General features: G+C 50.7%; 10 protein-coding genes. 5 read left to right on the forward strand and 5 right to left on the reverse strand.

The genetic code is table 11. The features are described from left to right. Window positions 1–6: 6 nt before the first annotated feature. Window positions 7–1,596 carry a pyruvate dehydrogenase complex dihydrolipoyllysine-residue acetyltransferase gene (aceF, locus tag GBAG_RS03045; RefSeq protein WP_034493409.1) on the forward strand — a complete coding sequence of 530 codons (1,590 nt, stop codon included), beginning with the start codon at window positions 7–9 and terminating at the stop codon, window positions 1,594–1,596. A gap of 153 nt (window positions 1,597–1,749) precedes the next feature. Next, window positions 1,750–3,174, forward strand: a complete 1,425-nt coding sequence (gene lpdA, locus GBAG_RS03050; RefSeq protein ID WP_034493410.1) for a dihydrolipoyl dehydrogenase — start codon at window positions 1,750–1,752, stop codon at window positions 3,172–3,174. A gap of 45 nt (window positions 3,175–3,219) precedes the next feature. Here lpdA and GBAG_RS03055 read toward each other — a convergent pair whose 3' ends face one another. Together GBAG_RS03055 and GBAG_RS03060 are read right to left on the reverse strand one after the other, a co-directional pair. After that, a complete protein-coding gene (locus GBAG_RS03055; protein WP_156104850.1) occupies window positions 3,220–4,068 on the reverse strand; it encodes a DUF2950 domain-containing protein in 849 nt (282 codons plus the stop codon). 11 nt (window positions 4,069–4,079) lie between these two features. Further along, window positions 4,080–5,783 (reverse strand): DUF3300 domain-containing protein, encoded by a 1,704-nt coding sequence (locus GBAG_RS03060; protein ID WP_034493412.1) that lies wholly within the window; start codon window positions 5,781–5,783, stop codon window positions 4,080–4,082. A gap of 404 nt (window positions 5,784–6,187) precedes the next feature. Here GBAG_RS03060 and acnB point away from each other — a divergent pair, with 404 nt between their 5' ends. Together acnB and yacL are read left to right on the forward strand one after the other, a co-directional pair. Further along, window positions 6,188–8,785: a bifunctional aconitate hydratase 2/2-methylisocitrate dehydratase gene (acnB, locus tag GBAG_RS03065; protein ID WP_156104851.1), complete on the forward strand. Its 2,598-nt coding sequence runs from the start codon at window positions 6,188–6,190 to the stop codon at window positions 8,783–8,785. 152 nt (window positions 8,786–8,937) lie between these two features. Further along, window positions 8,938–9,300: a protein YacL gene (yacL, locus tag GBAG_RS03070; RefSeq protein ID WP_034493415.1), complete on the forward strand. Its 363-nt coding sequence runs from the start codon at window positions 8,938–8,940 to the stop codon at window positions 9,298–9,300. Between the two features lie 37 nt (window positions 9,301–9,337). On the opposite strand, the gene GBAG_RS21810 is transcribed toward yacL, so the two are convergent. The 3 genes from GBAG_RS21810 to GBAG_RS03085 all read right to left on the reverse strand — a co-directional run bounded on the left by GBAG_RS21810 (window position 9,338) and on the right by GBAG_RS03085 (window position 11,788). Beyond that, a complete protein-coding gene (locus GBAG_RS21810) occupies window positions 9,338–10,645 on the reverse strand; it encodes an FKBP-type peptidyl-prolyl cis-trans isomerase N-terminal domain-containing protein (protein ID WP_051873625.1) in 1,308 nt (435 codons plus the stop codon). Then, entirely contained in the window at window positions 10,642–11,091 is a 450-nt protein-coding gene (locus GBAG_RS03080) for a hypothetical protein (RefSeq protein WP_246864852.1), read from the reverse strand. The genes GBAG_RS21810 and GBAG_RS03080 overlap by 4 nt, the downstream gene beginning before the upstream one ends. A 349-nt stretch (window positions 11,092–11,440) precedes the next feature. Beyond that, window positions 11,441–11,788, reverse strand: a complete 348-nt coding sequence (locus tag GBAG_RS03085) for a YacC family pilotin-like protein (RefSeq protein WP_034493417.1) — start codon at window positions 11,786–11,788, stop codon at window positions 11,441–11,443. A 156-nt stretch (window positions 11,789–11,944) separates the two neighbouring features. Here GBAG_RS03085 and cueO point away from each other — a divergent pair, with 156 nt between their 5' ends. Then, on the forward strand, window positions 11,945–13,531 hold the full coding sequence (gene cueO / locus GBAG_RS03090) for a multicopper oxidase CueO (protein ID WP_034493419.1): 1,587 nt from the start codon (window positions 11,945–11,947) through the stop codon (window positions 13,529–13,531). Window positions 13,532–13,577: the final 46 nt, after the last annotated feature.

A 13,577-nucleotide genomic window follows, 5' to 3' on the forward strand; every position in this document is an offset into this window, starting at 1 on the left:
AATAAAATGGCTATCGAAATCAAGGTACCGGACATCGGTGCAGACGAAGTTGAAGTGACCGAAATCATGGTGAAAGTGGGCGACAAGGTTGAAGTTGACCAGTCCATCATCTCCGTGGAAGGTGACAAGGCTTCAATGGAAGTCCCTTCTCCGCAAGCAGGCGTGGTCAAAGAGATCAAAGTTGCGGTTGGTGACAAAGTTGAAACCGGCAAACTGGTTATGATTTTCGAATCCGCCGAAGGTGCAGCGCAAGCTGCACCAGCTCCGGCTGAAGAGAAGAAAGAAGCAGCGCCAGCGGCCGCTCCGGCAGCAGCTGCGGCTAAAGAAGTGAACGTGCCAGACATCGGCGGTGACGAAGTAGAAGTTACCGAGATTATGGTTAAAGTTGGCGACAAAGTAGAAGCAGAGCAATCTCTTATCACCGTTGAAGGTGACAAAGCTTCTATGGAAGTCCCGGCACCGTTCGCAGGCGTTGTAAAAGAAATCAAAATCAACACTGGCGACAAAGTGTCTACCGGTTCTTTGATTATGGTCTTTGAAGTGGAAGGCGCTGCACCAGCAGCTCCTGCTGCTAAGCAAGAAGCAGCAACTCCGGCTCCTGTGGCAGCAGCTCAGAAACCAACTGCGGCACCTGCGCAGGCCTCCGGCAAAACTGAATTCGCTGAAAACGACGCGTACGTTCACGCCACCCCACTGATTCGCCGTCTGGCGCGTGAGTTCGGTGTGAACCTGGCGAAAGTGAAAGGGACTGGCCGTAAAGGTCGTATCCTGCGCGAAGACGTTCAGACTTACGTGAAAGATGCTGTTAAGCGTGCAGAAACTGCACCGGCTGCGGCAACGGGCGGCGGTCTGCCTGGCATGCTGCCATGGCCGAAAGTTGACTTCAGCAAGTTTGGTGAAATCGAAGAAGTTGAACTGGGCCGTATCCAGAAAATCTCTGGTGCGAACCTGAGCCGTAACTGGGTGATGATCCCGCACGTTACGCACTTCGACAAAACGGATATCACCGATCTGGAAGCGTTCCGTAAACAGCAGAATGACGAAGCTGCCAAGCGCAAGCTGGACGTGAAGTTCACGCCTGTCGTGTTCATCATGAAAGCGGTAGCTGCTGCTCTTGAGCAAATGCCTCGCTTCAACAGCTCCCTGTCAGAAGACGGCCAGAAGCTGACGCTGAAGAAATACATCAACATCGGTGTGGCGGTTGATACGCCAAACGGTCTGGTTGTTCCGGTCTTCAAAGATGTGAACAAGAAGAGCATCTCTGAGCTGTCCCGCGAACTGATGGCTATTTCTAAGAAAGCTCGCGATGGCAAGCTGACTGCTGGCGAAATGCAGGGCGGTTGCTTCACTATCTCTAGCCTGGGCGGTATCGGGACGACTCACTTCGCGCCAATCGTTAATGCGCCGGAAGTGGCCATCCTGGGTGTCTCCAAGTCTGCTATCGAGCCGGTCTGGAATGGTAAAGAGTTCACTCCGCGTCTGATGATGCCGATGTCTCTTTCCTTCGACCACCGCGTGATTGACGGTGCTGATGGTGCGCGCTTTATCACCATCATCAACAACACGCTGGCCGACATTCGCCGCCTGGTGATGTAAGCCAAAAAGCCGGCCTTGCGGTCGGCTTTTTTCTGGTAATCTCGTGATGCAGTTCGAGATTATCTGATGCAAAGGACAATTCGCTTGCCGTTTTTGTTTCAAAATTGTTAACAATTTTGTAGACTGCAGGCGGAGAATAATAAAGAGGTCATGATGAGTACTGAAATCAAAACTCAGGTCGTCGTACTTGGGGCAGGCCCGGCAGGTTACTCTGCTGCTTTCCGTTGCGCTGATTTAGGTCTGGAGACCGTCATTGTAGAACGTTACAGCACCCTCGGCGGTGTTTGTCTGAACGTTGGCTGTATCCCTTCTAAAGCCCTGCTGCACGTTGCTAAAGTTATCGAAGAAGCAAAAGCTTTGGCTGAGCACGGCATTGTTTTCGGCGAACCGAAAACTGACATCGACAAAATCCGTACCTGGAAAGAAAAGGTTATCAACCAGTTGACTGGTGGCCTGTCTGGTATGGCGAAAGGTCGTAAAGTTAAAGTGGTGAATGGCCTGGGTAAATTTACCGGCGCTAACACCCTGGTTGTTGAAGGTGAAAATGGTCCAACGACTATCACTTTCGACAACGCAATTATCGCGGCGGGTTCTCGTCCGATTCAGCTGCCATTTATTCCGCATGAAGATCCACGCGTATGGGATTCTACCGACGCACTGGAACTGAAAGCCGTACCAAAACGCATGCTGGTTATGGGTGGCGGTATCATCGGTCTGGAAATGGGTACTGTGTACCATGCGCTGGGTTCAGAGATTGACGTGGTTGAAATGTTCGACCAGGTTATCCCGGCTGCCGACAAAGACGTGGTGAAAGTCTTCACTAAACGTATCAGCAAGCAATTCAACCTGATGCTGGAAACCAAAGTGACTGCCGTTGAAGCCAAAGAAGATGGCATCTACGTCACAATGGAAGGCAAAAAAGCTCCAGCTGAACCACAGTGTTACGACGCGGTTCTGGTTGCAATCGGTCGCGTACCTAACGGTAAGCTGCTGGATGCGGGTGCTGCTGGCGTTGAAGTTGACGACCGTGGTTTCATCCGTACTGACAAGCAAATGCGCACTAACGTGCCGCACATCTACGCTATCGGCGATATCGTCGGCCAGCCAATGCTTGCTCATAAAGGTGTTCACGAAGGCCACGTTGCCGCTGAAGTTATCGCGGGCATGAAGCACTACTTCGACCCGAAAGTGATTCCTTCAATCGCGTACACTGAGCCAGAAGTTGCATGGGTTGGTTTGACCGAGAAAGAAGCGAAAGAAAAAGGCATCAGCTACGAAACCGCCACCTTCCCGTGGGCTGCTTCTGGCCGTGCTATCGCTTCCGATTGCGCAGACGGTATGACCAAACTGATTTTCGACAAAGAAACTCACCGTGTTATCGGTGGTGCGATTGTCGGGACTAACGGCGGCGAGCTGTTGGGCGAAATCGGTCTGGCTATCGAAATGGGTTGTGACGCTGAAGACATCGCGCTCACCATCCACGCGCACCCGACTCTGCACGAGTCTGTAGGTCTGGCTGCTGAGATCTTTGAAGGTAGCATCACCGACCTGCCAAACCCGAAAGCGAAAAAGAAGTAATCGCCTGATGGTAAAAAAACCCGCCGAGGCGGGTTTTTTATTGGGTTACTGTTGCTCTTCCTGCCAGCTTTTATCCGGATTGAATTCTTTTATTTCCTGCACTTTCTCAGCCGTCTCTTCCCCTAAATCTTTTTGATAAACCACGCCCTGGTTATTCACCATAAAGGTTGCGACGCCAGTTTCCCCATATTCAACAGGCCAGGCGATTAACGCAAAACCTTCCGTCATTTTTCCGTCGCTAATATAGTTCTTAGCACCACCCGGAGCGTCAGCCCCCTGAGCCGTCAGGATCCGGAAATGGTAGCCGTGATAGCCCATGCCAGGTTGTACAGGGCTGAAGCTTGGGCCGAGAGGGCTGGGCGCTTCACCTGGCACTGCGGGCCAGTACAATCCATCTTTCTTGCCTTCGGTGCTGACAAACTTCTGCGCGTACTGCTGGTCTAGCTGATAATAATCCTGCTGCGCCGCAACGTAGGCTTGTACGGCCTGAATGGCAGAAAGTTCGTTCAGACCGATAGTGCGGGTAAGAATTTCATCTGCCGCTCGCTGCATGTCGAAATGCCAGCCCGCCTGTGTTTTCACCATCGGAATCGGCAACTGCCAGTTTTCTTGTCCGACATTCAAATGCGCGGTTTCACCTTGTTCCTCAATGTTGTGGCTGACTTTCCAGTCACGAACAAAACGGGCGACGGCTTCAGGATCGGCTTTTTCATCGGGCAGATATTGCCGCCAGTTATCACCCAGCACTTCCGTCAGCGCCGCTTCATCCTGGCTTATCACAGCCGTGGCAAATGATTGGGCCGCTAACTCAGGTGTGTTGAATAACTGCTGTGCCTGAACGAAAGCAGGCAGCATAAGCATTACTAACGCACTTAACTTCATACGATTTTTCATGATGCCTCCTTTTAGCGGCGATTAAATTCACGATGACCGGAACTGTGTTCTCTTGACGGGCTACGTTGCTCACGATGAGCCGATGAGCGATTCAGACTTTGCTGCCCACGCTGGTTTTGCGCCTGCCAGGAAGGAGAGCGGCTGTCATTCCCACTAAACGCATTCGGACGCGATACCGCACGTTGTGTCTGGCCGAGATTGTTACTGCTGCGGTGTTGCTGAGCCGTTTCGCGACGCTGTTGTTGCTGCGGTGAAGTCTGACGATGTTCTTGCGATTTCACATTATCGCGACGCTGTTGTTGTTGTGCTGTCGGGTTGTGCAACTGAGTTTTAGCCGTGTCCCGGCGTTGCTGCTGATTCGCGGATTGGTTGAACTGTTGCTTCGCAGTATTGCGGCGTGAATCCGCATTTTGCGAATCATATCCACGGTAATTATTGCGCTGGGCAATTTGATTCAATTGTTGCGATGAAGCCTTACGTTGGGCATCACGAGAAGCTAATTGCGGCGCTGCCGCATCAATTCTCCCCTTGTTTTGCTGCAACTGTGTGGCTGCTGCTTGTCGTTGGGCATCACGGTTAACGGGCGCTCTTTGAGTGGAACTCAAACCGCCTGCGACGTTGGTCTGATGGTAGCGCTGGGCAACATTGCTGTTGTTATATGGCACACCATTTCGATAAGCCGGGTTATGTTGCCAGGCAATATTATTGCGATCCTGAATATTTTGCCCGGAGATACGGTTGAAGTTATTAACGTTGTTAATATTGATGTTATTGCCGTTACCGCCACCATGGTAATCATCATGATGGTGATAATCGTCATCATCCCAGTCGATATTGCTGAATATCGCATAGGTGGTTGCAATACCCAAGCTGAACCCGAGGCCATTCACAAAGCTGTTGCTGAATTGTTCCCCCGGAGGTGGTGGGAGATACGTCGGCGGATAAGCGGTATTAGGCCAGGTGCCATATACCGTGGATGGATTGTAGGTCGGGACATACACCACTTGCGGGTCAGTCGGCTCGATTTTAATCACCGTCTGCGCTGGAGCTGCTGCGACGGTTTTTGATGAAGACGAAGAGGAGCCGGAACTCGCAGGTGCTGCGACCGTCGTATTCTGATTTACTGTGACAGGTGTACTCGTGACCGTTTGTTGTGGCGTAGTTTTTAAAGCGCCGGTTTGCTGCGCCAGCAAACGCAACTTCTGCACTGAATCCATCAAATCTTGCGGCTGGGCTAAAAATGCATCCCCCAGATTTTGTACCCATTCCGGATTTTCACCCATCAAGGCCATTAACTGTGGGAAGGCGACAAGAGATTTTACGCTCGGATCCCATGGTTGATTTGCCACGGCCTGAATCGCGGCATCCCCCTCAAGTTTTGGGTTATCACGTGACCATTGCACCGCCTGAACCACGTTCGCAGGGTAAGTTGAGGCCATTAATACCTGAGACAAAAGTGGGTCAGGGTAAAGCGCTACAGGTGCAACCCATTGGTCGAGTTGAGCCGTGCTGTAGGCCGGTTGCGCGACTGCCGCTGCGGTTGGTGCAGGCGTTGTAGCTGGAGCCGTTGGTGCCGCTGGAGCCGGTTGTGTGGTCTGTGCCGCGGGTGTTGTTACAGGCGATGTCTGGCTTTTCACATACACAACGCCAGATGCCGCTAAAATTCCGACACTGCAAATGAGAGCAAGAATATGGGGCTTAAAGGGCAACTTCATTTAACTTCTCCTGGTATTCAGAAGTAGAGAGCTATGCCGTAAGGCGGCTGTGTCTGGCGAGTATAGGGAGCTGATAGTTTAATTTTTGACTTAAACGGTGATTCTTGCCGTAAATGTTGTCCGAAACCGTGAAATATTATTTCTGGCTATACAAATTCTGTACAAAACCCCGTGTCTGAACGTCGTTTTTTTGCGTCATTAGGTCATATCGAAAAGTAATGTTTTGTCCTTAACGATTCAGCAAGTATTTAATGTTGCTTTTTTGTAAACACATTCACCCCCCCTGAAAATCCTGCTATGCTGCCCGTCGCGGTACCGGGCATTTACCCTACAAACTGCTGTCTCACAGGAGCGTGAAGAGAATAGCCGGAACCGAAATGACAATGAGAGCGAGGAGAACCGTCGTGCTAGAAGAATACCGTAAGCACGTAGCCGAACGTGCTGCAGATGGGATTGTTCCAAAACCTTTAGAAGCATCCCAAATGGCCGCACTGGTCGAGCTGCTGAAATCCCCGCCAGCGGGTGAAGAAGAATTCCTTTTAGATCTTATTACCAATCGTGTTCCGCCAGGCGTTGATGAAGCCGCCTATGTTAAAGCCGGTTTCCTGGCTGCCCTTACCAAAGGCGAGGCGACCTCCCCGTTAATCTCCCCAGAGAAAGCTGTAGAACTGCTTGGCACTATGCAAGGTGGCTACAACATTCATCCGCTGATTGATGCGCTGGATAACGAAAAGCTGGCACCGATTGCCGCTAAAGCACTGTCCCACACGCTGCTGATGTTCGATAACTTCTACGATGTGGAAGAAAAAGCAAAAGCAGGTAATGCCCACGCGCAACAAGTGCTGAAATCCTGGGCTGACGCCGAATGGTTCCTGTCTCGTCCAAAACTGGCTGAGAAAATCACTGTTACCGTATTTAAAGTCACCGGCGAAACGAATACCGATGACTTGTCTCCAGCGCCTGATGCCTGGTCACGTCCGGACATTCCTCTGCACGCATTAGCGATGCTGAAAAATGCCCGTGAAGGTATCGAACCGGATCAGCCTGGAAGCGTTGGCCCGATCAAACAGATCGAAGCGTTAAACAAAAAAGGTTTCCCGCTGGCTTATGTGGGCGACGTAGTGGGTACCGGTTCTTCGCGTAAATCTGCGACTAACTCCGTGCTGTGGTTCATGGGCGATGACATCCCGAACGTGCCGAACAAGCGCGGCGGCGGTGTGGTGCTCGGCGGCAAAATTGCGCCAATCTTCTTTAACACCATGGAAGATGCGGGTGCGCTGCCAATCGAAGTTGACGTAAACGACCTGAACATGGGCGATGTCATTGATATCTATCCATACAAAGGCGAAGTGCGTAACCACGAAACCAACGACGTTATCGCAAACTTCGAGTTGAAAACTGACGTGTTGCTGGACGAAGTTCGTGCCGGTGGCCGTATTCCGCTGATCATCGGTCGCGGTCTGACGACTAAAGCACGTGAAGCGTTGGATCTGCCACGCAGCGAAGTCTTCGTGCAGGCGAAAGATGTTGTCGCCAGTACTCGCGGCTTCTCTCTGGCGCAGAAAATGGTTGGCCGCGCCTGTGGCGTGGACGGCATTCGCCCGAACCAGTACTGCGAACCAAAAATGACGTCTGTCGGTTCTCAGGACACCACCGGTCCAATGACCCGTGATGAGCTGAAAGACCTCGCGTGCCTGGGCTTCTCGGCTGACCTGGTGATGCAGTCCTTCTGCCACACTGCCGCTTATCCTAAGCCTGTGGATGTGAATACTCACCACACACTGCCTGACTTCATCATGAACCGTGGCGGCGTCTCGCTGCGTCCGGGCGATGGTGTTATCCACTCCTGGCTGAACCGTATGCTGCTGCCGGATACCGTCGGTACGGGCGGTGACTCCCACACCCGTTTCCCAATTGGTATTTCCTTCCCGGCGGGCTCTGGTCTGGTTGCGTTTGCTGCGGCAACTGGCGTGATGCCACTGGATATGCCTGAATCTGTGCTGGTGCGCTTCAAAGGCAAAATGCAGCCGGGGATTACTCTGCGCGACCTGGTTCACGCGATCCCGCTGTATGCCATTAAACAAGGTCTGCTGACCGTTGAGAAGAAAGGTAAGAAAAACATCTTCTCTGGTCGCATCCTGGAAATCGAAGGCCTGCCAACGCTGAAAGTCGAGCAGGCGTTTGAGCTGACCGATGCTTCCGCTGAACGTTCTGCTGCCGGCTGTACCATTAAGTTGGATCGCGAGCCGATCGAAGAATACCTGAGCTCTAACATTGTGCTGCTGAAGTGGATGATCGCAGAAGGTTACGGCGATCGTCGTACGCTTGAGCGCCGTATTCAGGGCATGGAAAAATGGTTGGCCGATCCTCAGTTGCTGGAAGCCGATGCTGATGCGGAATACGCAGAGATCATCGAAATTGATCTGAACGATATCAAAGAGCCAATTCTGTGTGCGCCAAACGATCCTGACGATGCACGTCTGCTGTCTGATGTTCAGGGCGAGAAAATCGACGAAGTGTTTATCGGTTCTTGCATGACTAACATCGGCCACTTCCGTGCGGCAGGTAAACTGCTCGATAGCCACAAAGGCCAGCTGCCGACTCGTCTGTGGGTTGCGCCACCAACGCGTATGGATGCCGCTCAGTTGACTGAGGAAGGCTACTACAGCGTGTTTGGTAAGAGCGGTGCGCGTATCGAAATCCCTGGCTGTTCACTGTGCATGGGTAACCAGGCGCGTGTGGCAGATGGTTCAACCGTGGTTTCAACGTCTACGCGTAATTTCCCTAACCGTTTAGGTACTGGCGCTAACGTCTACCTGGCATCCGCAGAGCTGGCCGCAGTGGCTTCACTGCTGGGCAAACTGCCAACGCCTGACGAATACCAGACCTTTATGGCGCAGGTTGATAAGACGGCTGTTGATACTTACCGTTACCTGAACTTTGACAAACTTTCTCAGTACACCGAGAAAGCAGACGGCGTGATTTTCCAGACTGCGGTATAACATTTACCCAATCTGCGACAAGGGAGGCTTAGGCCTCCCTTTTTATTTGCCACCCATGGACCTGAACGCTGTTTTTCGCCGACTTTGCTGCGATACTTACTCTATACGCTAAGGGGGACTGCATTTCCCCAGGCAAGGTAGAGGAAAACACCATGGAATATGAATTTTTGCGTGATGTCACCGGGTTGGTGAAAGTGCGTATGTCGATGGGGCACGAAGTGGTGGGCCATTGGTTTAATGAAGAAGTAAAAGACAATCTCGGGCTGCTCGACGAAGTCGAAGAGGCGGTAAATTCAGTCAAAGGTAGCGAACGCCAGTGGCAACGTGTCGGGCATGAATACACAGTGTTGCTCGATGGTGAAGAAGTGATGATTCGTGCCAATCAACTGGAAATTTCAGGTGATGAAATGGAAGAGGGGATGAACTACTACGATGAAGAAAGCTTGTCCTTCTGCGGCGTTGAAGATTTTATGCAAGTCATAGTGGCCTATCGCGAGTTTTTGAGCCAGCGATAAAAAAGCAGGCCCTTGCGGGCCTGAATGCTGAACAGTATTACTTGGTTTTTTTAATCACATCAACGACCCGGATGCTGTAAGTCATGGTGGCACCCGGTGGGATTTTCGGCGGTAATCCTTTACTGCCATAGGCAAGATCCGGTGGGACGACAACGGTAATACTACCGTGGTTGCCCAGACGCTTAAGTGGGCCGCTAAAAATTGGCGGGTAAGCGCTCAATGGCTGTGACCAGACTTTGCCTGCCGCATCCATATCGGTAATGACCGTACCGTCTGTTAGCGTCTCTTTCATTACGATAACCACGGTATCTTCTGGTTCAATCGCTTCCTGGCCTGCGTAATCAATCTTGCTGTAGACGCCTTCTTTGAACTCAACGCCTTTTTGTTTAGCAAATTTCTGCTGGTACAGTTTCCCTTCTTTAATCGACTGGCTCTCTGCTTTAGACAGGTTTTCGTACAAAGCCTGAGAGGCCGCGGCGAGAGATTTATTCCGCGTGCTTTCATCAAGTGCCAGCGTGCCTTTAAACACATCGCTTATACCCAATAGGGCGGCATCCCGATCAACCTTCACACCCTGTGCTTCACGGGTATTTAGCTCCTGTAGAACATCATTCCCAAGCGAGACACCAATAGAGTAAGCCTGTTGTTGAGGCACGAGCTTTAAATCCACCACAGCGGATTTTTTTGCGGCTTCATCTTTGAACTGACTAAAATCGCTGGTGATTTTTGCCAGTTCGGCTTCCTTCGCTTTCACCGCCAGGCTTTCTTGATTCAACTGCTCTTGCAGGGTGCTAACTTGCGTTGAATGCTGTTGCTGATTGTCGTTGAGTTTTTGGGTCAGGGTTTCAAGCTGAGTGCCTTTTTCTTTGAGTTGCGCCTCGAGTAATGCTGATTGTTTCTGCACATCTGCAAGTTCAGTATTTTGCAGCTTTTGGGCGCCAAGCTGCGTTTGTAAGGCTTTAATCTGTGTCGTCAGCTCTTCTTCTTTTTGTGAGAACGTTTCCTCTTGCGCATTTTTATCCGCAAGTTGCATCTGAAGTTGACGAATGGTGGCATCTTTTTGCGTTAGCCAACCTTGTTGCTGGGAATATTTGGTATCAAGCGAACTTTTCTTATCGCTTGCCTGGACCCGTTTCTGGGTTTTCGGAGCAACCTGGACAGATCCAGAAGAGGGTTTGCCCTGTTCTTGCTGAGCATAATTCAGAATGGCCGGGACAGAATTATCGAAATTAGAACTCGCCGTAATAACAGCTAACGGATCTTCTTCCGCATTGGCGGGGTGACTTAACCCGTACAGGAAAGTAATTGCCAACGGTACATGAAATATTAAAGAATGACGTTTCATCGGATAGCACTCTCACCGCGTTGCACTAAGCTGTCCATTAATTCCTTATCAATATCGGCACACAATTTCACACTCTTAAAGTGATACATAGAGTCAATGGCCTGGCGTGTGGTATCACCAACTTGCCCGCGCACTGCATTATATTGTGAGGCGGCGCTTACAAGGGAATTAAAGTCATTACTTAATTTACGCGCACGGTTTGGATTCACTTTCTGTAATGAATCAAGTGCCATGCGACAAAAGGTGATTTGTTCTTGTTGAGGTGTTTTCACCGTAGGCTGAGTGATGCTTTCAATATTCGGCGCGGGCTGAATAGTCTGTATTGCTTGTGTTTTTGCAATGGGCTTTGCTTGCTGTGAGGGCGAGGCACTACAACCGCTGACCAACATGAGAACCATAGTTGCAATCGCCGGGCAAAAAACGTTGATGGCGTTTTTAATTGTCATGGTCACGTCTATCCATCCTTAGGTATTATTATAAAAATTATGCAGATTCCCATAGCAGTTAATAAACTCTGGCGATGAGTTTAAATGACATGGTTTTTTATATGAATAAATAGCCTGGTGTAGGTTAGGAATGTCTTCACCTAATTAATAATTAAAAAGCACTCTGTAATATTACTCTTATTAAAATTGTCTTCAATTAACTACTTGCAAGAACAAGGATAACTCTTTTTTATTTTTACGCAATTGGCTGCATGTTTTTTAGGAAATTGTTATATATCGACGTACGGAATTGACAAAAATAGCCGCTTTAGAGCGGCTATAATTTCCTGATGCGTTTTAAAAAGACGGGTTACTTCACGTAGGCGAGCAAACTTAACGAGTCACGGGCAAGGGATTTACATTTGTTCGCGGTAGGGATGGCAATACCACTTAAGTCACGATAACTATCTTCACCGAGCGCCTTCATATTAAAGGTGTCGTAATTGCTCAAATCCCACTGGTTTTGCTGGGCAAAAAAGACCAGTGCACGACGAATTTGTCCGTTCGGCAGATTTTGGTAGCCACAATCGTTTTTCAGGAACACAAACACAGCAGTAAGATCGGCCATATCTTCTGCTTCAGACTCGCTAAGTGCCTGACTGCTGGTGGAAAAAGCCATCAACAAGCCCAGGATTAATGCCCTAACTCCCATCTTCATCACATCTACCACTTTTTATCAGATACGAAACGTTAACACAGTTAAATATGGTGCGACGAGATTTATTATCTGCCCTGCAACCCGTATAAAACTTGACCTTCCCCTAAGGGCAGAGTTTATGCTCACTATCACGCCTGCTAATGAAAGGAACTGAATATGCAACGCCGTGATTTTCTAAAATATTCTGCTGCTATTGGCGCTTTTAGCGCGCTGCCGCTCTGGAGTAAAGCGGCACTGGCTGCCGACAGACCCGCATTACCGATCCCCGGAATTCTCGCCCCTGATGCAAAGAATAGCATCCGTTTAGCCGTGCAAGCGGGCAAAAGCACTTTTAATGGCAAGACGGCCACCACGTGGGGCTATAACGGCAATTTACTTGGGCCGGCTTTGCAACTGACGCAGGGCGAAGAAGTCACGGTCGAGATTAATAACCAACTTGCTGAAGAAACTACGGTTCACTGGCATGGATTGGAAGTTCCTGGTGATGTCGATGGTGGTCCACAAGGCGTGATCGCCGCTGGTGGCAAACGCACCGTGAAATTCACTCCGCAGCAGCGTGCCGCCACTTGCTGGTTCCACCCGCATCAACATGGCAAAACCGGCCATCAGGTGGCTATGGGGCTGGCGGGGCTGGTGCTGATTGACGATCCTGAAAGCCGTGCGCTGCGTTTGCCAAAACAGTGGGGCATTGACGATGTGCCATTAATTATTCAGGACAAACGTTTTGCGGCTGACGGCCAAATTGACTACCAACTGGACGTAATGAGTGCGGCGGTCGGTTGGTTTGGCGATACGTTGCTATGCAACGGCGCGGTGTATCCGCAACATGCTAACCCGCGCGGCTGGCTGCGTTTACGTCTGCTCAATGGCTGTAATGCCCGTTCTCTGAATATTGCCGCCAGCGACAATCGCCCACTGTATGTGATTGGCAGCGACGGTGGCTTACTGGCGGAGCCGGTAAAAGTGACCGAACTGCCAATGCTGATGGGCGAGCGTTTCGAAGTGCTGGTCGATACCCGCGACGGCAAAGCGTTCGATATCGTCACACTCCCGGTTAAACAAATGGGTATGACGGTTGCGCCGTTCGACAAACCGCAGCCTGTGGTGCGTATTCAACCGCTGATTATTGCCGCATCCGGCGATATGCCTGACAAGCTGGCTAACGTTCCCGCAATTCCTGCTACGGATGGTATTACCGAGCGTTGGTTACAGCTGATGATGGACCCGATGCTGGACATGATGGGGATGCAAGCGCTGATGGACAAATATGGCCAGCAGGCGATGGCGGGCATGAACATGGCAGGGCATGGCAGCATGATGGGCAATATGGACCACGGAAAGATGGACCATGGCAAAATGAATCATGGTGGTATGAATCACGGCCAGCAGGGCTTTGACTTCCATAATGCCAATAAGATTAACGGCAAAGCATTTGATATGAACACGCCTGCGTTTGCGGTCGAGAAAGGCAAGTACGAGAAATGGACGATTTCCGGTGAAGGCGACATGATGCTGCACCCGTTCCATATTCACGGCACGCAGTTCCGCATTCTGAGCGAAAATGGTAAGTCGGTTGAGGCTCACCGTCAGGGCTGGAAAGACACGGTTCGTGTGGAAGGCGGGCGTAGTGAAGTGTTAGTGCGCTTTGAACATGCGGCTGCGAAAGAGCAGGCGTATATGGCGCATTGCCATCTGCTGGAACATGAAGATACCGGCATGATGCTTGGATTTACAGTGGCGTAGCGATTACGCCCTCACCCTAACCCTCTCCCACAGGAGAGGGAATTGG

The sequence above is a fragment of the Buttiauxella agrestis ATCC 33320 genome (assembly GCF_000735355.1).
GTDB lineage: Bacteria > Pseudomonadota > Gammaproteobacteria > Enterobacterales > Enterobacteriaceae > Buttiauxella > Buttiauxella agrestis.